General features: G+C 66.5%; 20 protein-coding genes and 2 pseudogenes. 16 read left to right on the top strand and 6 right to left on the bottom strand.

Features of this window, described 5'->3' with window-relative positions:
• Positions 1-7: 7 nt before the first annotated feature.
• Positions 8-703, top strand: coding sequence for a TetR/AcrR family transcriptional regulator (locus MKCMC460_RS26290; RefSeq protein WP_238305051.1), 696 nt, complete (start codon positions 8-10; stop codon positions 701-703).
• On the opposite strand, the gene MKCMC460_RS26285 is transcribed toward MKCMC460_RS26290, so the two are convergent.
• Both MKCMC460_RS26285 and MKCMC460_RS26280 read right to left on the bottom strand, forming a co-directional pair.
• The gene (locus MKCMC460_RS26285; RefSeq protein ID WP_236984426.1) at positions 619-1,017 is read right to left on the bottom strand and encodes a hypothetical protein; all 399 of its coding nucleotides are present in this window, start codon (positions 1,015-1,017) and stop codon (positions 619-621) included. The genes MKCMC460_RS26290 and MKCMC460_RS26285 overlap by 85 nt on opposite strands.
• A 38-nt stretch (positions 1,018-1,055) precedes the next feature.
• The gene (locus tag MKCMC460_RS26280; RefSeq protein ID WP_238305050.1) at positions 1,056-1,820 is read right to left on the bottom strand and encodes an enoyl-CoA hydratase/isomerase family protein; all 765 of its coding nucleotides are present in this window, start codon (positions 1,818-1,820) and stop codon (positions 1,056-1,058) included.
• A gap of 142 nt (positions 1,821-1,962) precedes the next feature.
• Between MKCMC460_RS26280 and MKCMC460_RS26275 the strand changes: the two genes are divergently transcribed.
• The 7 genes from MKCMC460_RS26275 (at position 1,963) to MKCMC460_RS26245 (ending at position 7,869) form a co-directional block, all read left to right on the top strand.
• A complete protein-coding gene (locus MKCMC460_RS26275) occupies positions 1,963-2,385 on the top strand; it encodes a lipoprotein LpqH (RefSeq protein ID WP_236978006.1) in 423 nt (140 codons plus the stop codon).
• A 107-nt stretch (positions 2,386-2,492) separates the two neighbouring features.
• Positions 2,493-3,683, top strand: coding sequence for an amidohydrolase family protein (locus MKCMC460_RS26270; protein WP_236978005.1), 1,191 nt, complete (start codon positions 2,493-2,495; stop codon positions 3,681-3,683).
• Entirely contained in the window at positions 3,680-5,125 is a 1,446-nt protein-coding gene (locus MKCMC460_RS26265; protein ID WP_255731005.1) for a FadD3 family acyl-CoA ligase, read from the top strand. Before MKCMC460_RS26270 ends, MKCMC460_RS26265 begins: the two co-directional genes overlap by 4 nt.
• Positions 5,126-5,508: 383 nt before the next feature.
• Positions 5,509-6,432: a hypothetical protein gene (locus MKCMC460_RS26260; protein ID WP_236984424.1), complete on the top strand. Its 924-nt coding sequence runs from the start codon at positions 5,509-5,511 to the stop codon at positions 6,430-6,432.
• On the top strand, positions 6,429-7,037 hold the full coding sequence (locus tag MKCMC460_RS26255) for a twin-arginine translocation pathway signal (RefSeq protein ID WP_370653034.1): 609 nt from the start codon (positions 6,429-6,431) through the stop codon (positions 7,035-7,037). Before MKCMC460_RS26260 ends, MKCMC460_RS26255 begins: the two co-directional genes overlap by 4 nt.
• A gap of 7 nt (positions 7,038-7,044) precedes the next feature.
• Complete coding sequence (locus MKCMC460_RS26250) at positions 7,045-7,674, top strand: fatty-acid--CoA ligase (RefSeq protein WP_238305049.1); 630 nt, start codon at positions 7,045-7,047, stop codon at positions 7,672-7,674.
• 9 nt (positions 7,675-7,683) lie between these two features.
• Positions 7,684-7,869: a bacterioferritin-associated ferredoxin gene (locus MKCMC460_RS26245; RefSeq protein ID WP_238305048.1), complete on the top strand. Its 186-nt coding sequence runs from the start codon at positions 7,684-7,686 to the stop codon at positions 7,867-7,869.
• A gap of 3 nt (positions 7,870-7,872) precedes the next feature.
• Here the strand turns inward: MKCMC460_RS26245 and MKCMC460_RS26240 are convergent, their stop codons facing one another.
• Positions 7,873-9,570 carry an alpha-keto acid decarboxylase family protein gene (locus MKCMC460_RS26240; RefSeq protein WP_238305047.1) on the bottom strand — a complete coding sequence of 566 codons (1,698 nt, stop codon included), beginning with the start codon at positions 9,568-9,570 and terminating at the stop codon, positions 7,873-7,875.
• Positions 9,571-9,621: 51 nt separating this feature from the next.
• Here MKCMC460_RS26240 and MKCMC460_RS26235 point away from each other — a divergent pair.
• The 3 genes and pseudogenes from MKCMC460_RS26235 to MKCMC460_RS26225 all read left to right on the top strand — a co-directional run bounded on the left by MKCMC460_RS26235 (position 9,622) and on the right by MKCMC460_RS26225 (position 11,087).
• Positions 9,622-10,065: pseudogene (locus MKCMC460_RS26235) on the top strand (SRPBCC family protein).
• A 120-nt stretch (positions 10,066-10,185) separates the two neighbouring features.
• Entirely contained in the window at positions 10,186-10,650 is a 465-nt protein-coding gene (locus MKCMC460_RS26230; protein WP_236978001.1) for an SRPBCC family protein, read from the top strand.
• Positions 10,650-11,087, top strand: coding sequence for an SRPBCC family protein (locus MKCMC460_RS26225; RefSeq protein WP_236977999.1), 438 nt, complete (start codon positions 10,650-10,652; stop codon positions 11,085-11,087). The genes MKCMC460_RS26230 and MKCMC460_RS26225 overlap by 1 nt, the downstream gene beginning before the upstream one ends.
• Here the strand turns inward: MKCMC460_RS26225 and MKCMC460_RS26220 are convergent.
• Positions 11,080-12,258: a pyridoxal phosphate-dependent aminotransferase gene (locus MKCMC460_RS26220; RefSeq protein WP_236977997.1), complete on the bottom strand. Its 1,179-nt coding sequence runs from the start codon at positions 12,256-12,258 to the stop codon at positions 11,080-11,082. The genes MKCMC460_RS26225 and MKCMC460_RS26220 overlap by 8 nt on opposite strands.
• Positions 12,259-12,617: 359 nt before the next feature.
• Between MKCMC460_RS26220 and MKCMC460_RS26215 the strand changes: the two genes are divergently transcribed.
• The 4 genes from MKCMC460_RS26215 to MKCMC460_RS26200 all read left to right on the top strand — a co-directional run bounded on the left by MKCMC460_RS26215 (position 12,618) and on the right by MKCMC460_RS26200 (position 16,872).
• The gene (locus tag MKCMC460_RS26215; protein WP_236977995.1) at positions 12,618-13,829 is read left to right on the top strand and encodes an acetyl-CoA C-acetyltransferase; all 1,212 of its coding nucleotides are present in this window, start codon (positions 12,618-12,620) and stop codon (positions 13,827-13,829) included.
• A gap of 17 nt (positions 13,830-13,846) precedes the next feature.
• Positions 13,847-15,991: a 3-hydroxyacyl-CoA dehydrogenase NAD-binding domain-containing protein gene (locus tag MKCMC460_RS26210; protein WP_236977993.1), complete on the top strand. Its 2,145-nt coding sequence runs from the start codon at positions 13,847-13,849 to the stop codon at positions 15,989-15,991.
• An 84-nt stretch (positions 15,992-16,075) separates the two neighbouring features.
• A complete protein-coding gene (locus MKCMC460_RS26205; RefSeq protein WP_236977991.1) occupies positions 16,076-16,504 on the top strand; it encodes a MarR family winged helix-turn-helix transcriptional regulator in 429 nt (142 codons plus the stop codon).
• Positions 16,505-16,539: 35 nt separating this feature from the next.
• On the top strand, positions 16,540-16,872 hold the full coding sequence (locus MKCMC460_RS26200) for a rhodanese-like domain-containing protein (protein ID WP_236977989.1): 333 nt from the start codon (positions 16,540-16,542) through the stop codon (positions 16,870-16,872).
• 6 nt (positions 16,873-16,878) lie between these two features.
• Here the strand turns inward: MKCMC460_RS26200 and MKCMC460_RS26195 are convergent, their stop codons facing one another.
• Entirely contained in the window at positions 16,879-17,742 is an 864-nt protein-coding gene (locus tag MKCMC460_RS26195) for an LLM class F420-dependent oxidoreductase (protein WP_236977987.1), read from the bottom strand.
• Positions 17,743-17,848: 106 nt separating this feature from the next.
• Between MKCMC460_RS26195 and MKCMC460_RS26190 the strand changes: the two are divergent.
• A pseudogene (locus MKCMC460_RS26190) lies at positions 17,849-18,094 on the top strand (TetR/AcrR family transcriptional regulator); the annotation flags it as partial.
• Positions 18,095-18,109: 15 nt separating this feature from the next.
• Here MKCMC460_RS26190 and MKCMC460_RS26185 read toward each other — a convergent pair.
• Positions 18,110-18,370, bottom strand: a complete 261-nt coding sequence (locus MKCMC460_RS26185; RefSeq protein WP_236977986.1) for a hypothetical protein — start codon at positions 18,368-18,370, stop codon at positions 18,110-18,112.
• Positions 18,371-18,382: the final 12 nt, after the last annotated feature.

Raw genomic sequence — 18,382 nt, 5'->3', positions numbered from 1 at the left:
TAACGGCATGACTTCGGCCCGCAGGATCGGGGCGCCGGACGCGAAGAATCGCGGCCTGCTGCTCGATGCGGCCGAACAGCTGATGCTCGAAGAGGGCTATGCCGCGGTGACGTCGCGGCGCCTGGCCAACAAGGCCGGCCTCAAGCCCCAGCTGGTCCACTACTACTTCCGCACCATGGAAGAGCTTTTCCTGGCCGTGTTCCGCCGGCGCGCCGACGAGGGCCTGTCGGCGCAGGCGCAGCTGCTCCAGTTGCCGCAACCGCTGTGGGCGCTGTGGCGATTCGGCACCGACCCCGCGTTCACCCGCATCTCGATGGAGTTCATGGCGCTGGCGAACCATCGCAAGGAGATGCGCGCCGAAATCGCTTACTACGCAGAGCGTTTCCGTGAAGAGCAAGCCCAGGTGGTGGCGGCGGCCTTGCAGCGCTACGGACACGACGAGGTGCCCCCGATGGTGTGGACCGTCCTGATGACCAGCCTGTCCCGGTTTCTGGTGCTCGAGCAGGCGTTGGGCATGTCGGGTGGTCACGCCGAGACCAAGGCGTTCGTGGAAGAGCACCTGCGCCGACTCGAGGGCGAACCGCAACCGATCACCGACCTGCCGCCCACCTGGCTGGTTCACCAGGTCCGTAGCGAACAGAGCGCGCCCCGGTCACCGTCCTTGGATACGACGACCGCGCCGTCGACCGACACGGTGCAGTGAAATTGCGGGACGGCTGACTGCCGTCCGGTGCTCACGCTGACCATCGCCCACTGCGCGGGATTGGACAGCATCACCTGCTGAACCCACGGCCGGCCCGGCCCGATGTCGGCCTGAACGTTCGGGGTGAAGGTGTACGGGTTGTGGCTGTAGTCGGAGAACACCCGCGGATCTTGATCCTGGTAGTAGATGTCGGCATAAATCGGATTCTTCGCCGAAATCGTGTACACCACCTGGTGCATGGGCGGCGGATCGTCGTCGGCGTGCGCCCGGCCGCTGCCGAGCGCCGGCACCGTCGCCGCGGCGGCCAACAGCATCGCAGCGCCAAAAACCACGTGCTTCGTTGCGGTGGTTGTCATTTCGCTCCTCCGGCTGCCGGGCGCGGATTGGCTGTGCGGTTCACGACCCGATCTGCAGCTTCCCAGTGCGCATCCGACACCCACAGCCGTGCAAACGATGCTATCGCCTCATCAGCGGAAACTCCCCCGATTACCCGCTTTATCTCGGCCGCCGGACGCCGGGCCAGCGACCTGGCGATCGATCGCCAGCCGTGGTCGGAGGAGTCGAAGGAGGCGCGTGGCAGCACCACGTCCACCAGGCCGAGGCGTTGCGCCTCGGTGGCGTCCACCGCGGTTCCGGAACCGGCCAGCAACAGCGCCCTGCTGCGCCCGACCAGCGTCGCCAACCGTTCGGCGCCGCCCCAGGCCGGCATGATCTCCAGCTGCACCTGATTGAAGGCGATCTTGACGTCGTCGGCGGCCACCCGGATGTCGGCGGCGACGGCGACCTCGGCGCCACCGCCGAAGGCGTGCCCGTTCAGCGCGGCGATCACCGGCGCGGGGAAGTCGGCGATCCGATCGCAGACGGTCCGCATCCGCTTGGCCATCGCCGCGGCGTCTTCCTCGGTGCGCAGCGCGCTCAGTTCCTTGAGGTCGCCGCCGGAGACGAAGGCGCGGTCCCCGGCGCCCCTGATCACCAGGGCTTGAGCGCCGGCCGCGGCGCCGAGTGCGTCCTCGAGTTGGTCCATGGTTTGCAGCGCGATGGCATTGCGCGCATGCGGGCGGTCGATGGTGAGCACCGCCAGGCCCGGGTCCAGCTCGTCGAACTCCAGGTCCACCATGCGTGTTCAGCTCCTTGGCTTGAGCCTAAAAGACCCGGAAAGACCAGGCTGATATTGGCATTCTCGTCTCAGGAGAATAGCATCATCGCTGCAGGTCCAGAAGTTGCCCATTGGTCGTGCAGTCCCAGGATCGAGGTGCCGGGTGCGGAATCGAATGGCGGCGGTTGCGGCAGCGGCGGCAGCGGTCGCCGTGCTGGGCGCCTGCAGCACACCGTCTCAGCACCAACTCGCCAGCACCGCGACGGTGACGCTGAACGGACACGAGGTGCACCCGCATCTCGTCCGCTGCTACCAGCAAGAGTGGTTCCGCACCATCGAGTTGGGCGACGACGCATCCGGGGCGAAAGTGGTCCTCGACCAACGCGACCACCCGGCCACTGCGCTGTCCGTCCGGTTCCACAACCTCGGCGGTTTCACCGGAGACTTCGCGCGCAACGACACCAACAAGGCGGGCACCCGCTTCGACGGTGAGACGTTCACCATCACCGGTACGGCCAACGGGGCCAACACCGCCAAGCCCAACGAGGCGACCAGCGTCGATTTCAAAATCGCGGCCAAGTGCTGACCCCCTGACGGGCTGAGTCCGGAGCGGGATTCCCGCTAAACCGGGGGGGCCATTGCGGCGCGCGAGGGCAGAGAATATGATTCTCGCAAATTGCGAAGGAGGATTTCATGGGCCAGTTATCGCATCGGGAGGACGTTCCCTTCCCGATCTTTGACGCCGACAATCATCTCTACGAGCCGCCGGAGGCGCTGACCAAGTACCTGCCCAAGGAGTACCGGAGTTACGTCCAGTACGTGCAGGTCAACGGGCGCACCAAGATCGCCATCCGGGGCCAGATCAGTAACTACATTCCCAACCCGACCTTCGAGGTGGTCGCCCGGCCGGGGGCCTGGGAGGAGTACTTCAAGTACGGCAACCCGGACGGCAAGACCAAGCGCGAATTGTTCGGTGAGCCGATGCGCGCGATCCCGGCGTTCTTCGAACCTGGGCCGCGACTGGAGGTGATGAACGAGCTGGGGCTGGACAAAACCCTGATGTTCCCGACGTTGGCCAGCCTGCTCGAGGAGCGGTTGCGCGACGACCCGGTTGCCATCCATGTGCTGGTCCACGCACTGAACCAGTGGCTGGACGAGGTCTGGGGCTTCAATTACCAGAACCGGATCTTCACCACCCCGGTCATCACCCTGCCGATCGTCGAAAAGGCGATCGAGGAGCTGGAGTGGGCGGTCAAGCGCGGCGCGCGCTGCATCCTGATCCGCCCGGCGCCGGTCCCCGGCTTCCGCGGCCCCCGGTCGTTCGCGCTGCCCGAATTCGACCCGTTCTGGGAGCGCGTCGTCGAGTACGACGTGCTGGTCGGCATGCACTCGAGCGACAGTGGTTACTCTCGCTACACCTCCGAGTGGGACGGTGCCGACCAGGAGATGCTGCCGTTCCAGACCAATGCGATGGGGATCCTCAACGAGTGGCGGCCGATCCAGGACTCGGTCGGGTCGTGGGTCATCCACGGCGCGCTCTACCGCCACCCGAAGCTGAAGGTCGCGATCGTCGAGGCCGGTTCGAAGTGGATGACGCCGTTGCTCGACGGCCTGGCCGAGGTATTTCGCAAGGCACCGGAGGCTTTCCCGAGCGACCCGGTCGAGATGGTCAAGAACCGGATCTACGTCAGCCCGTTCTTCGAGGACGGCATCGACGACCTGGTCAACCTGGTCGGCGTGGATCAGGTGCTGTACGGCTCGGACTGGCCACATCCGGAAGGGTTGGCAGAGCCGACCTTCTACGTCAACGCGCTGTCGCATCTATCCGTTGACGACCAGGCGAAGATCATGGGCGGCAACCTCGGTCGTCTCGTCACGGTGTGACCGACTCGGCCAGGCCGACCTGGCGGACCATCCCCGAGATGGTCTTGAGTGCAGCGGACCGGTTCGGCGACGCGGAAGCGGTCGTCGACGGTCCGCTGCGCTTCACCTTCAGCGAGCTCATCGAGCAAATACGCTGCGCGGCAGGTGCTTTCGCTGACCTGGGGGTTGGCAAGGGGGATCGGGTCGCGCTATGGGCTCCCAACTCCGCAGAGTGGATCATTGCGTCGTTCGGTCTGCTGACCGCCGGTGGTGTGCTCGTTCCGGTCAACACGCGGTTCAAGTTCGAGGAAGCCGGCGACGTCATCGTCCGCAGCGGAGCCAAGGCCGTCCTGGTCCAGCAGGGATTCCTCGGCCAGCAGTACACCGCGCCACCCGGCGTACCGGTCATCGACCTGAAATCAGGCTTCCTGCAAAGTGGTACGCCGTTCGAAGCGGCGTCGGCGGGCACCGACATCTGCGACATCATCTTCACCTCGGGAACCACGGGGCGTCCCAAGGGCGCGATGATGAATCACCAGCAGACGCTGCGGATGTACGAGGAATGGGCCACTCTCGCCGATCTGCGCGAGGGTGATCGCTACCTGATGATCAACCCGTACTTCCACACCTTCGGGTTGAAGGCGGGCCTCGTCACGTCGTTTCTGCGTGGCGCCACAATGCTTCCGGTCGCGGCGTTCGACGTCGACGCCGTGGTGGATCTCATTGAGCGCGAACGCATCACGATGCTCCCGGGCCCACCGACGCTGTACCACTCGCTGCTGACGGTGCGCGACAAGTCCCGGCTGTCGACGCTGCGGGCGGGCGTGACCGGCGCTGCCGACATTCCGGTCGAACTGGTCCGCCGCATCCACGAGGAACTGCCGTTCCAGACGTTGATGACCGGTTACGGACTGACCGAGGCCGGCAACGTGACGCTGTCCCGGCCCGGCGACTCCTTCGAGGATGTAGCCACCACAGCGGGCCTGCCCTGCGACGGTGTCGAGGTGCGCATCGCCGACGACGGGGAAGTGCTGGTCCGCGGCTACGGCGTCATGCAGGGTTACCTCGACGATCCGGCAGCGACCGCCGAGGCGATCGACAGCGACGGCTGGCTGCACACCGGCGACCTGGGCAGCATCGACGCCGCCGGACGGTTGCGCATCAACGGGCGCAAGAAGGACATGTTCATCGTCGGCGGCTTCAACGCCTATCCGGCCGAGATCGAGGGCTATCTGCTCGAGCACCCCGCCATCGCGCAGGCGGCGGTGATCGGCGCGCCCGACGAGCGACTGGGGCAGGTCGGCAAGGCATTCGTGGTGTGCAACAGCCCTGTCGACGCCCAGGATCTGATCGCCTGGTGCCGCGAGCGCATGGCGGGATTCAAGGTGCCGCGATCGGTGGAGTTTCTCGACGCGCTGCCACTGAATGCGACCGGCAAGGTCGTCAAGGATCTGCTGCGCTGACCCCTCGGCCTCGCGGTGTAGGAGCATATGTCGAAAGTGAGAATGCTATTTCCGCAGCTAGTGATGCCTGTTACGGTCGGTTCGTCCGCCGTTGCCGGCAGCTGGCGCGAGAGGAGTGATAATCTCGCTCTCCAAGGGCTACCGGCGCGGGGGAGTCGATCACGCTCGAGTTGTCGCGCAGCATTGCCGGTGCCGAGTAGGGTTTGGGCCGGTCGGCGATGCCGGTAGTCGTCGGCGGGTAGGTGGTAGAGGAGTGTCAGGTTGAGCGACAAGCAGTCTCGCTCTCGAGCCGACGAGCGGAGGGCGGCGGTATCCGACAGGACGCTGCCGACACGACGTTGTCTCCGCTGAAAAAGTATGAGACGCCGCGGGACGTCGCGGAAATGTGGTCGCTGGCCGAGGAAGCCGAGGCCGAGGCAGCCGAGGCCGAAGCCCTCGCCGCCGCCGCGCGGGCGAGAGCCAGGGCCATCCGGCTGCGCCGCGAGGCCGAACTCGTCGAATCCGAGAAGACCAGCCCGGACACGGCCGAAGCGAAAACCGCAGAACCGCTGACCGTCGAGGCCGCCGACGAAGCGGAGGCCGCCGATGAAGCGGAGGCCGCCGATGAAGCGGAGGCCGCCGACGCGGCCGAAACCAACAGCCCCGCGAAGGTGGAGCTGAGCAAAGCAGACGAGCCGGAAGCGGCGGTTGAGGCTCGAGAAGCGGCCAGGCAAGAGGCCCGGCAAGAGGCAGCGGTCGAGGGCGAGGAAACCGCAGCGGACGTCGACGCGGAATCGACCACCACCGAACCGGCCCGGCGCTTCTTCGGCCTGCACCGCCCGAAACTTTCCGAAGTCGCCGCGGTGGTGGCGGCGCTGATCGTGCTGGCCTCGCTCGGGGCCGGCGTCGAGATGTCGATTCTGCACCGCAACGCGGTCCGGGAGCGGCAGCAGGTGGAGCAGTACGCCGCCGCCGCGCGCCAAGGCGTGGTGACCCTGACCTCGCTGGACTTCGAGCACGCCAAAGAAGGCGTCCAGCGCATCGAGGAAGTCGCCACCGGCGACTTCAAGGCCGACTTCCTGAAGATGGCCGACGACTTCACCCGCACCGTCGAGGAGTCGAAGGTGGTGGCGCAGGGCAGCGTTCAAGCCACCGCTGTGGAGCGCGAAACCATGACCGAGAACTCGGCGGTCGTGCTGGTGGCCAGCACCGCCGAGATCACGAATGCGGCTGGCGCTAAACAGGATCCACGTAAGTACCGGCTGATCGTGACACTGACTCGCGACGGCGGCCAGCTCAAGATGTCCAGAGTGGAGTTCGTGCCGTGAGCGCCGAGCAAGCACCCGTCGTCGAGGAGACCGAGGAGTCCGTCACCGCCGACGACCCGCGGCCGGGCCGGTTCACGCGTCTTCGCGTCCGGTCGAGCACGATTCGGGCCAAGAACCGGTGGTCCTCGAAAGCCGGTGTCATCTCGTTGGCGGTGCTCGTGGTGGCGTCGCTGTCGGTGCTCGGCGGACTGTACTGGTTCTCCTACCGCCAGGACAAGGCGCTCGACGGGGACGCCGCTAAGGCCGCAGTCACCGCCGCCAGCGACGGGGTGGTCGCCATCCTGTCTTATTCACCCGAAACGCTCGACCACGACTTCTCCGCTGCCAGAACGCGTTTGACCGGTGACTTCCTGTCCTACTACGACAATTTCTCGCGGCAGGTCATCGCTCCGGCCGCCACCCAGAAGTCACTGAAGACCACCGCGGTGGTGCTGCGTGGAGCGCTGACCGAATTCCACCCCGACTCCGCCGTCGTGCTGTTGTTCGTCAACCAGACCACCCAGAGCAAGGACCGGCCGGAGCCGTCCATGGCGTCCAGCACGGTGCTGGTCACCGTGGTCAAGGCTGACGGCAAATGGCTTATTTCACAGTTCAATCCGGCCTAGGAACGCGATGACCGACGGCGACATTCATTCGATGGTGATCGCGTCGGACTACCGCATTCCGGACCCGGCCAAGGTGTGGCCGTTGTTGGAGCGTCGCAAGGCGGCGCTGGCCGACATCGGTGCACACCATGTGCTGGTCTACACCTCCACCCATGACTACGGCCGTGTGCTGGTGATGATCGGCGTGCACAGCCGCGAGCCCATCGTGGAACTGCTGCGGTCGCGGGTGTTCTTCGACTGGTTCGACGCGGTCGGAGTCGAGGACATCCCGGCCGTATTCGCCGGCGAAATCGTGGACCGCTTTGTCGCCGAACCTCCACCGGCAACGCCCAAGGCGCCCGGGGTGGTGGTGGCCGCGTTCGCGTCGGTGGACAGCGTGCCGACGCTGAGCGCCGAAGTCGGGCATGCGATGGATCGGTTCACCGCCGCCGGTATCCGCAAGACCTGGGTATTCCAGGCTTTCGACGATTCGCACGAGGTGCTGATCCTGCAGGAGTTTCCCGACGAGGACAGCGCCCGAGAATGGATCGAGCACCCGGATGCGGCGGCGCAATGGCTCAGGGGGGTGGGCATCGGTGCCTACCCGCCGCTGTTCGTCGGGCGCTTCGCCGACATGATCCGGATCGGAACGGACTGACCGCGCGCCATGTATGTGTGTCTGTGCAATGGCATCACCAGCCACATGGTTGCTGAGGCCGTTGCCGCCGGCGCCTGCACCAGCAAAGAGGTCGCCGCCGCCTGCGGGGCGGGCGCCGATTGTGGGCGGTGCCGTCGTACCGTGCGGGCAATCATCTCCTCAGCGACTGTGAAACGTCCTTCGCAACCTGCCTGAGCTTCAGCGTTGTCCCGGCGGCGCCATCGGTCCGACGAGTTGGGCCAGCAGCGGCGGGATTTCGAGCCGCGGCAACACCACCTCGACGAGCACCATGCGGTCCCGGTTCTGCGCGGCCGCGGTGAGCGCATCGTCGAGTTCGCCATAGGTCTGCGCCCGGAACGCGAGGTGGTTTTGCACCCCCAGCGTTTCGGGCAGATCAGTCCAGCGCCAGCCGACGATGTCGTTGTAGGGGGCCGTTTCTCCGTGGATCGCACGTTCGACGGTGTAGCCGTCGTTGTTGACGACCACGATGACCGGGGACAGCCCCTCGCGGGCGAACGTCCCCAACTCCTGCACCGTCAGCTGTGCGGCCCCGTCGCCGATCAACAGCACTGCCCTGCGCTCCGGATGTGCCACCGCTGCGCCGAACGCCGCCGGTAGCGTGTAACCGATTGAGCCCCAAAGGGGTTGCCCGATGAAGGTGACACCCTGCGGCAGCACGTGGTCCGCCATACCGTAGAACGAGGTGCCCTGATCGGCCAGCACCACGTTGCCCGGCGTCAGCGCCGAGCACAGCCGGTCCCACAACACCCGCTGCGTGAGTGCCTCGTCGCGGCCCGGCATGGGCGACGGCGGCGCGGCGGGCGGGGGCTCCACCGCCGGCGAACTGATCCCGCGCTCGGTGAGTATCGCGGCCAACGCCTGCAGCGCCGCGCCCATCTCCAGCGGCGCGAACACCTCGTCGGCCACGCTGCTCTCGTACTGGCCGATGTCGATGGTGCGGGCGGGGTCAATGCGCTGGCTGAAGAAGCCGCTGACCATGTCGGTGAACACCACCCCGGCGGTGACCAGCACCGGAGCCTGCTCGATCGCGGTGCGTACTCGCTCGGCACTGGCCGAACCGGCATAGATACCAAGGAAATTCGGTGAACTCTCGTCGAGCAGGCTCTTGCCCCACACCAGCGTTGCGTGCGGCACCACATCGGCCGCCAGTAACGCCTCCAACTCGCCGACCGCCTGCAATCGGTGCACGAGCAGGTCGGCGAGCACGGTCAACTGATGGTCGCCGATCAGCTTGGCGGCGGCCTCGGTGAACATGGCCAGCGCCCGTGGGCTGGTGCCGCCGGTGTAGCGCGGCAACGGCGCGTCGCGCGGCTCGGTGGGGAAGCGTGCCACGTCGGTGGACATCAGCAGATAACCGGGCCGCTTCTGCTCGCGCACTTCGCTCAACACCCGGTCGATCTCGCGGCGAGCCGTCGCAGGCATGAGATTGGCTTGTGCGCAGGTGATTTCGCGGCTGATCCGGAGGAAGTGCTCGAAGTCGCCGTCTCCGAGCGAGTGGTGCAACGCCCGCCGGGTGGCCTGGGCGTCCTTGGACGGACCGCCGACGATGTGCACCACCGGCACGTGCTCGGCGTAGCTGCCCGCGATCGCATTGGTCGCCGAGAGCTCACCGACCCCGAAAGTTGTTACCACCGCCGACATTCCGCGCAGACGCCCGTAGCCATCGGCGGCGTAGCCGGCGTTCAGCTCGTTGGCGTTACCCACCCAGCGCAGCTTCGGATGAGCGACGATATGGTCGAGGAACGCCAGGTTGTAGTCGCCGGGAACGCCGAAGATCTCGGTGACGCCAAGTTCCGCGAGGCGGTCCAGCAGGTAGTCGCCGACGGTGTAGACGGATTCGGTCACGCAGACGACGGTACGCCTTGGGGTCGACATTTCGGCGCAACCGCTATTCCCCCGGGACACCGCCCGCGATATCGTGCGGCCATGGCAATCAAAGAGTCCCGCGACATCGTCATCGAAGCCAGTCCCCAGGAGATCCTGGATGTCATCGCTGATTTCGAAGCGATGCCCGAGTGGTCCGAACCGCACCAGAGCGTCGAGATCCTCGAGACCGGGGCCGACGGACGCCCGAGCAAAGTCAAGATGAAGGTGAAGACCGCGGGCATCACCGACGACCAGGTGGTGGCCTACACCTTTGCCGGCAACGAGGTCACCTGGACGCTGGTGAATTCCAGTTAGCAGAAGGCGCAGGACGGCAAATACACCCTGGTGCCGCAAGGTGGCGACACGTTGGTGAAGATGGAGGTCACCGTCGACCCGAACGTGCCGCTGCCCGGATTCGTACTCAAGCGGGCCGTCAAGGGATCCATCGACTCGGCCACCAAGGGATTGCGCGACCGGGTGCTGAAGGTGAAAAAGGCCAACTGACGCCCGGACCGGTGGGCAATCCCTCCGCCCGACACCACGCGCCCAGCGAAATCGGGTGGTAACAGACAATTTGCCCCAACCGCTCCCGATGTCAGGATGACGTTGCTAGTTTTGAACGCGGTGGCCGTAAAAGCATCGCGAGAGTTCGTCATTGAGGCGCCCCAGGAAGCTGTCATGGAGGCGCTGGCGGACGTTGGCGTGCTGATGTCGTGGTCGCCGCTGCACAAGAGCGTCGAAGTGCTCGACTATTACCCCGACGGCAAACCGCACCACGTGAAGGCGACGGTCAAGATCCTGGGACTGGTGGACAAGGAGATCCTCGAGTACCACTGGGGCCCAGACTGGGTGGTCTGGGATGCCGGCAAGACCAACCAGCAGCACGCCCAGCATGTCGAGTACAACGTCACAGCCGAGGGGCCCGACAAAACGCGGGTGCGATTCGACATCACCGTCGAACCGGCCGGTCCCATCCCGGGCTTCATCGTCCGGCGAGCCAGCGAACATGTATTGGACGCTGCCGCAAAGGGATTGCGCGACCGGGTGCTGGGCGAGGCCGACGACGAACCGGCAGAGAACAACCAGTAATGGCCGTTCAAGCGTCCTCCGAGATCGTCATCGACGCACCGCCCGAGGCGATCATCGACGCGATCGCAGACATCGAGGCTCTGCCGGGGTGGTCCTCGGTACACAAGCGGGCCAAGGTCGTCGATACCTGGCCCGACGGCCGGCCGCGGCATGTCAAGGTCATCGTCAAGGTCGCCGGCATCGTCGACAAGGAGATCCTGGAATACCACTGGGGCCCGGACTGGGTGGTGTGGGACGCCAAAAAGACGCGGCGGCAGCACGCCCAGCACGGTGAGTACAACTTCAGCCGCGAAGCAGACGACCGGACCCGGGTGCGATTCACGCTCACCGTCGAGACCTCGGCGTTGTTGCCGGAATTCATGGTCAAGCGCGCCCGCGACAAGGTTTTGTGGGTGGCGACAGAGGGTCTGCGCGAGCAGGTCCTCGCGCCTACCTGATTCCGTCTTTGAGTGCGGCCAGTCGCCGCAGCGCCTCGTCGATGGTGTCGTCGCGCTTACAGAATGTGAAGCGCACCAGATGATTCCAAAGCTCGGCCGCCTGCGCGTCCGGATCGCAGAACGCCGACATCGGGATGGCGGCCACGCCGACCCGCTCCGGCAACGCCGCGCAGAACGCGGTGCTGTCGTGGTAGCCGAGCGGACGTGGGTCGGCGCACAGGAAATAGGTGCCGTGGCTGTCGTGCACCGCGAACCCGATGTCGGTCAGGCCGGAGGCCAGCCGATCGCGCCGGGCCTGCAGCGAACTTCGCAGCGCCCCGACCCAGTGGTCCTGGGTGTTCAGCGCCAGGGCCACCGCGGGCTGGAACGGCGCGCCGCCGACGTAGCTCAGATACTGTTTGGCCGCCCGCACCCCGGCAATGAGATGTGCTGGGCCGCAAGCCCATCCGATCTTCCAGCCGGTGCAGTTGAACATCTTGGCCGCGCTGGAAATGGTGACGGTGCGCTGCGCCATGCCGTCCAGGCTGGCCAGCGGCAGATGCCGGTGACCGTCGTACACCAGATGCTCGTACACCTCGTCGGTTATCACCAAAAGGTCTGCGGCGGTGGCGATCTCGGCGATGGCCTGCAGCTCGTGGGCGCTGAGCACGGTGCCGGTGGGGTTGTGTGGGGAGTTGACGATCAGTGCCGCGGTGCGGGGTGTGACGGCGCGGCGCAGCGCGTCGGCGTCCAGGGCGAAACCGTCACCGTCGGCGACCATGGGCACCGGCACCCGGCGCGCACCGGCCATTGCCACCACCGGTGAGTAGGAGTCGTAGAACGGCTGAATCAGCAACACCTCGGAGCCGGGTTCTATCAGTCCGAGGACCGCGGCGGCGATGGCCTCGGTTGCCCCGACGGTGACCAGGATCTCGGTGTCGGGGTCGTACTCGGTGCCGAAGTGCCTGCGACGCTGGGCGGCGACGGCCTGGCGCAGGGGTGCGATGCCGAGGCCCGGCGGATATTGGTTGACGCCGGCGGCGATGGCTTCCTGTGCGGCTTGCAGCATCTCCGGCGGGCCGTCCTCGTCGGGAAAACCCTGCCCCAAGTTGACCGCGCCGAGGCGCGCCGCCAGCGCCGACATCTCGGCGAACACCGTGGTCGCGTAGGGCCGCAGCCGCGGGACGGTCATGGTGGTCGAGCTTAAGGCGCCCGACAGCGGCCCCCGCGCTCGACTTCGGCCCCCCACGCCCGGCTGCGGCCCCCCGCGCCCGGCTGCGGCCCCCGCGCCCGACTGCGGCCCCCCACGCCCGGCTGCGGCCCCCGCGCCCGACTGCGGCCCCCCACGCCCGGCGAGCGTCACGCCAGCGTGGCGTTGGGCGCCGAGCGTCACCCTGGCGTGACGTTCGGCGGGAGAAGGGGCGGCCAAAGCGCGGCTGACCTGCGAAATCGCTCCCAACCAACAGGTTGGCCGAGTGCCCTGTTAGGGTGCCTGTACTGGACCTACTCTGTAAGACGGATCCGAAACCCCTTTTGGAACAGGAAATCGATATGTCCGAAGAAGCCTTCATCTACGAGGCCATCCGCACACCGCGCGGCAAGCAGAAGAACGGATCGTTGACCGAGGTGAAGCCGCTCGACCTGGTCGTCGGTCTGATCGACGAACTGCGGCGGCGCAACCCTGACCTCGACGAGAACCTGATCAGCGACGTTGTGCTGGGCGTGGTGTCGCCGGTGGGCGACCAGGGCGGCGACATCGCCCGCACCGCGGTGCTGGCGGCCAAGATGCCCGACACCGTCGGCGGCGTGCAGCTCAACCGGTTCTGCGCCTCGGGTCTGGAAGCCGTCAACATCGCTTCGCAGAAGGTGCGGTCCGGCTGGGACGACCTGGTGATCGCCGGCGGTGTGGAGTCGATGAGCCGGGTTCCGATGGGTTCGGACGGCGGCGCGATGATGGCCGACCCGGCCACCAGCTACGACGCCTACATCGTTCCGCAGGGCATCGGCGCCGACCTGATCGCCACCATCGAGGGCTTCTCGCGCGACGACGTCGACGCCTACGCGCTGCGGTCCCAGGCCAAGGCGGCCGAGGCGTGGTCCGGCGGATACTTCGCCAAGTCCGTCGTGCCGGTCCGCGACATGAACGGCCTGGTGATCCTGGACCACGACGAGCACATGCGTCCCGACACCACCGCCGAGGGGCTGGGCAAGCTCAAGCCGGCGTTCGAGGGCCTGGCCGCGATGGCCGGCTTCGACGACGTGGCCCGTCAGCGCTACCACTGGGTCGAAAAAATCAACCACGTGCACACCGGCGGCAACAGCTCCGGGATCGTCGACGGCGCGGCGCTGGTGCTGATCGGTTCCGAGGCGGCGGGCAAGTCCCAGGGACTGACCCCGCGGGCGCGCGTCGTAGCGACGGCCACCACCGGTGCCGACGCGACCATCATGCTCACCGGCCCCACCCCGGCCACCCAGAAAGCGCTGGACCGGGCCGGGCTGACCGTCGACGACATCGACCTGTTCGAGCTCAACGAGGCCTTCGCGTCGGTCGTGCTGAAGTTCCAGAAGGACCTGCACATTCCCGACGAGAAGCTCAACGTCAACGGCGGCGCCATCGCGATGGGCCACCCGCTGGGCGCCACCGGCGCCATGATCACCGGAACCATGGTCGACGAGCTCGAGCGCCGCAACGCCCGACGCGCGCTGATCACGCTGTGCGTCGGCGGCGGCATGGGTGTCGCCACCATCATCGAGCGAGTCTGAGAGGCATTCGAAAAGTCATGGCTGAGAACACGATTCAGTGGGACAAGGATGCCGATGGCATCGTCACCCTGACGCTGGACGACCCGACCGGGTCGGCCAACGTGATGAACGAGCACTACCAGGAGTCCATGCACAAGGCGGTCGAACGCCTTGTCGCCGAGAAGGATACGATCACCGGCGTGGTGATCGCCAGCGCGAAGAAGACATTCTTCGCCGGCGGTGACCTCAAGGGCATGATCAAGCTCGGCCCGGAGGACGCGGGCGAAGCGTTCGCTCTCGTCGAAAGCGTCAAGCGCGACCTGCGCGCCCTGGAGACGCTGGGCAAGCCGGTGGTGGCGGCCATCAACGGCGCCGCCCTGGGCGGCGGCCTGGAGATCGCGCTGGCCTGTCACCATCGCATCGCCGCTGACGTCAAAGGCTTGGTTGTCGGCCTGCCCGAGGTCACCCTGGGACTGCTGCCCGGTGGTGGCGGCGTGGCGCGCACCGTGCGGATGTTCGGTATCCAGAACGCCTTCATGAACGTGCTTTCGCAGGGCACCCGGTTCAACCCGACCAAGGCCAAGGAGATCGGTCTGGTCGACGAACTGGTGGGCTCCGTCGACGAGCTGATTCCGGCCGCCAAGGCGTGGATCAAGGCCAACCCCGAGGCGCACACCCAGCCGTGGGATGTCAAGGGCTACAAGATCCCCGGCGGTACTCCGTCGTCGCCGGCGCTGGCCGCGATCCTGCCGTCGTTCCCGTCGTTGCTGCGCTCGCAGCTCAAGGGCGCGAACATGCCGGCGCCGCGGGCGATCCTGGCCGCCGCGGTGGAGGGTGCGCAGGTGGACTTCGACACCGCCTGCCGTATCGAGAGCCGTTACTTCACGTCGCTGGTGACCGGTCAGGTCGCCAAGAACATGATCCAGGCGTTCTTCTTCGACCTGCAGACCATCAACGGCGGAGGGTCGCGGCCGGACGGCATCCAGCCGGTCAAGATCAACAAGATCGGCGTGCTCGGCGCCGGCATGATGGGGGCCGGCATCGCCTACGTGTCGGCGAAGGCCGGCTATGACGTGGTGCTCAAGGACGTCTCCCTGGAGGCGGCGCAGAAGGGCAAGGGATACTCGGAAAAGCTTGAGGCCAAAGCACTTCAGCGCGGCAAGACCACTGAAGAGAAGTCCAGCGCGCTGCTGGGCCGGATCCATCCGACGGCCGACCCGGCCGACCTGAAGGGCGTCGACTTCGTCATCGAGGCTGTCTTCGAGAACCAGGACCTCAAGCACAAGGTGTTCCAGGAGATCGAGGACATCGTCGAACCGAACGCGGTGCTGGGATCCAACACCTCCACGTTGCCGATCACCGGTCTGGCCACCGGCGTCAAGCGGCAGGAGGACTTCATCGGGATCCACTTCTTCTCGCCGGTCGACAAGATGCCGCTGGTGGAGATCATCAAGGGCGAGAAGACATCTGACGAGGCGCTGGCCCGGGTGTTCGACTACACGCTGGCCATCGGCAAGACTCCGATCGTGGTCAACGACAGCCGCGGCTTCTTCACCTCGCGGGTGATCGGCACCTTCGTCAACGAGGCGCTGGCAATGCTCGGCGAGGGCGTGGAGCCGGCGTCCATCGAGCAGGCCGGTTCGCAGGCCGGCTACCCGGCGCCGCCGCTGCAGCTCTCCGACGAGCTCAACCTGGAGCTGATGCACAAGATCGCGGTCGCTACCCGCAAGGGCGTCGAGGATGCCGGCGGCAAATACGAGCCGCATCCGGCAGAAGCCGTGGTGGAGAAGATGATCGAGCTCGGCCGCTCGGGTCGGCTCAAAGGCGCCGGCTTCTACGAGTACCCCGAGGGCAAGCGGTCGGGTCTGTGGCCGGGCCTGCGCGAGACGTTCAAGTCGGGCTCCTCGCAGCCGCCGCTGCAGGACATGATCGACCGGATGCTGTTCGCCGAGGCACTGGAAACCCAGAAGTGCCTCGACGAGAACGTGCTGACCTCGACGGCCGATGCCAACATCGGATCCATCATGGGGATCGGTTTCCCGCCGTGGACCGGTGGTAGCGCGCAGTACATCGTCGGCTACGAGGGCCCGCTGGGACGGGGCAAGGAGGCCTTTGTGGCCCGGGCCCGGCAGCTGGCCGAGAAGTACGGCGACCGTTTCCTGCCGCCGGACTCGCTGACCTAGGTTGAGCAGACGCAAAAGCCCCCGAAAAGCCTTGCTTTCGGGGGCTTTTGCGTCTGTTCGCGCGACCGGCGGTAGCCTGCCTGAATGGCCGAACCACCGCCGTTCAGCCCCACCGTCGCGTTGTTGACCGTCGGGCGGGTGTGGGAGGCGGCCTTCGCGCAGCAGCTCAAACCGCTCGGGCTGACCACCCGCAAGTACGGACTACTGGGGCATATCCGCGGCACGCCCGGCATCTCGTTCAGCGAGCTGGCCCGGCGGTCGCGGATCACCGTGCAGAGCGCGCACACCGCGGTGGCTGCCTTCGTCGACGCCGGGCTGGTCGACGACGGGACCGCGCACGCGGGTTCGGCGTCCACGTTGCGGGTGACGCCGGCAGGCGAAGCCCTGCTGCGGCGTGCCGCCGAGGTGGTCGACCGTCTCGACGCCGAATTTGCCGCGCAGCAACCCGAGTTGACCGAGGCGCTGCGCGCGTACCTCGGACGCGCACTTACCGAAACGCATACCTTCAGTTAAACTGAAGGTATGCGTTTCGCCGCGTCCGGTGCCGCATGAGTCTGCGTCACTATCTGCGCCGGCCACCGGCCGTTTCTGCGGTCGACGCCGTCCGGCTTGTCGGCGAGGGCGCGCTCGTTGTCGACGTTCGCCGCGAGTTCGAGTGGAAACGGGTGCACATCCCCTCTGCCGTGCACATGCCGCTGGAGACGTTGGCGGACCGCGGCCTTCAGCTTCCCGAGGATCGCCTCATCATCACCTTCTGCACCGGCGGCCTCCGCTCCGCTGGCGCGGCAAACCTGCTCGTGGAGAACGGGTTCGAGGCGGTCAACATGAGTGGTGGGCTGATCCACTGGCGCGCCGCCGGCGGGCCGTTGACCGACCGCTGAAACGTCTCAGCTCTGGATGGCCGCGGCCAGGCGACGCCATTGCTCCCGCGGAAACTCCTTGGGGTCGGCCGTGAGGATCTGAACGCAGACATGGTCGGCGCCGGCCGCTTGATGTTCGCCGACCCTTCGCATGATTGCGGCCTCGTCGCCCCACACGATGATCGCGTTCAACAGCCGATCGCTGATCTGGGTGACGTCGTCTTCGGAGAACCCACTGCGCAGCATATTGTTGGCGTAATTCGGCATCGCCAGATAGCCACGCAGCCAATCGGTTCCGATGCGGCGCGCCTCCTCGGCGTCGTCGGTCAAGATCGCGGTCTGTTCCGGCAGCAACAGCGGGCCCTGACCCAGAGTTGCACGGGCAGAAGCGGTGTGCTCCGGTGTGACGAGATAGGGGTGCGCGCCGCGAGCCCGGGTTGCCGCCAGCGTCAACATCTTTGGGCCGAGCGCGGCCAACACCCGCCGATCGGTGGGCACCGGCTGGTCCGCAGCATCGAGTCCATCCAGGAACGATGCCGTCGCGGCCAAGGGTTTGCGGTAGCGCCCCGGCGCGCCGGCGTCGATCAGTGGGGCGTGGCTGACGCCGATCCCCAGCAGAAATCGGTCACCGTGTTCGGCGGTCAGCTTTGCGAAGGACGCGGCGGTGTCCTGCGGGGTGTGCATCCAGAGGTTGAGGATGCCGGTGGCGATCACGGTGCGCTTGGTGGCGGCCAGCAGGCGGCCCACCGCGTCGAACACCGGTCCGCCGACGTCGGGGATCCACAGCGCCGGGAACCCTAATTCGTCTAATTCGGCTGCGGCTTCGGCAGATTCGGCTGCATCACCGTAGCGCAGTTGACTACTCCAGATTCCGACACCGTTGAGTTCCATTCAGGTCGCCTCTCGTCCGTGGGTTGGTCCTATGTTGCCAAACGGGTAGTCCGGGTAGTGCATGGTGTCGAAGAGTCGCACGACCTTCGTGTTCAACTTGGCGACGGATCTGGTGCTGGTGCTGGCCGAATTGACCATGCTGGCCGACCTCGGGCTGATCGACACCGTGCTGGCCTGAAGCGAGCAGCTCGGACGCCTGGTGTTCGGTCCGGCGCCGACGCTGGCGCAGGCGACTCGCGCGGTGCTCGCTTTCGGCAGCCTGCAGGACTGCTGCATGCAGTTTCCCGAGGCCCCTCACGACGAGTTGCGCTCCCGTTCGGTGGAGGCAGCGCTGGCCGCATTGGAGATGTGAGGCCCGGCCCGGAACTTACGTTCCAGCCCCGTCTGCGGTGCTTTGGTCCTGGGCGTTTTGCGTGAAGATGTCGCCGGACGTCTGGCCCTGGTCGTTGACCGAGTTGCCGTTGTCGTCGGTGGCGAAGCTGCCCGGGGAAGCGACCGCAGACGTGGCCGGGGCAGTTTGACCGAGCAGCCCAAGACCGGACAGCGCCAACAACCCCGCGGCTGCAGCGCCGGCGAATACCAGTTGCGCAAAGCGTATTTGACGAGCGGTCCTGCCTGTGGGGGTCATGCTCCCATATTC

It is taken from the genome of Mycobacterium sp. 20KCMC460 (genome assembly GCF_022179425.1).
GTDB lineage: Bacteria > Actinomycetota > Actinomycetes > Mycobacteriales > Mycobacteriaceae > Mycobacterium > Mycobacterium kiyosense.
The sequence above is the reverse complement of the archived record's forward strand: the minus strand, read 5'-3'. Positions and strand labels throughout refer to the sequence as shown.

Excerpts from the sequence above, each read along its gene's own strand:
- MKCMC460_RS26195 (WP_236977987.1), bottom strand. The coding sequence starts at position 17,742 with ATGGAACTCAACGGTGTCGGAATCTGGAGTAGTCAACTGCGCTACGGT.
- MKCMC460_RS26270 (WP_236978005.1), top strand. The coding sequence starts at position 2,493 with ATGGGCCAGTTATCGCATCGGGAGGACGTTCCCTTCCCGATCTTTGAC.
- MKCMC460_RS26280 (WP_238305050.1), bottom strand. The coding sequence starts at position 1,820 with ATGGTGGACCTGGAGTTCGACGAGCTGGACCCGGGCCTGGCGGTGCTC.
- MKCMC460_RS26240 (WP_238305047.1), bottom strand. The coding sequence starts at position 9,570 with ATGTCGACCCCAAGGCGTACCGTCGTCTGCGTGACCGAATCCGTCTAC.
- MKCMC460_RS26250 (WP_238305049.1), top strand. The coding sequence starts at position 7,045 with ATGACCGACGGCGACATTCATTCGATGGTGATCGCGTCGGACTACCGC.
- MKCMC460_RS26285 (WP_236984426.1), bottom strand. The coding sequence starts at position 1,017 with ATGCTGTTGGCCGCCGCGGCGACGGTGCCGGCGCTCGGCAGCGGCCGG.
- MKCMC460_RS26290 (WP_238305051.1), top strand. The coding sequence starts at position 8 with ATGACTTCGGCCCGCAGGATCGGGGCGCCGGACGCGAAGAATCGCGGC.
- MKCMC460_RS26220 (WP_236977997.1), bottom strand. The coding sequence starts at position 12,258 with ATGACCGTCCCGCGGCTGCGGCCCTACGCGACCACGGTGTTCGCCGAG.
- MKCMC460_RS26215 (WP_236977995.1), top strand. The coding sequence starts at position 12,618 with ATGTCCGAAGAAGCCTTCATCTACGAGGCCATCCGCACACCGCGCGGC.
- MKCMC460_RS26245 (WP_238305048.1), top strand. The coding sequence starts at position 7,684 with ATGTATGTGTGTCTGTGCAATGGCATCACCAGCCACATGGTTGCTGAG.
- MKCMC460_RS26205 (WP_236977991.1), top strand. The coding sequence starts at position 16,076 with ATGGCCGAACCACCGCCGTTCAGCCCCACCGTCGCGTTGTTGACCGTC.
- MKCMC460_RS26225 (WP_236977999.1), top strand. The coding sequence starts at position 10,650 with ATGGCCGTTCAAGCGTCCTCCGAGATCGTCATCGACGCACCGCCCGAG.
- MKCMC460_RS26185 (WP_236977986.1), bottom strand. The coding sequence starts at position 18,370 with ATGACCCCCACAGGCAGGACCGCTCGTCAAATACGCTTTGCGCAACTG.
- MKCMC460_RS26210 (WP_236977993.1), top strand. The coding sequence starts at position 13,847 with ATGGCTGAGAACACGATTCAGTGGGACAAGGATGCCGATGGCATCGTC.
- MKCMC460_RS26200 (WP_236977989.1), top strand. The coding sequence starts at position 16,540 with ATGAGTCTGCGTCACTATCTGCGCCGGCCACCGGCCGTTTCTGCGGTC.
- MKCMC460_RS26260 (WP_236984424.1), top strand. The coding sequence starts at position 5,509 with ATGTGGTCGCTGGCCGAGGAAGCCGAGGCCGAGGCAGCCGAGGCCGAA.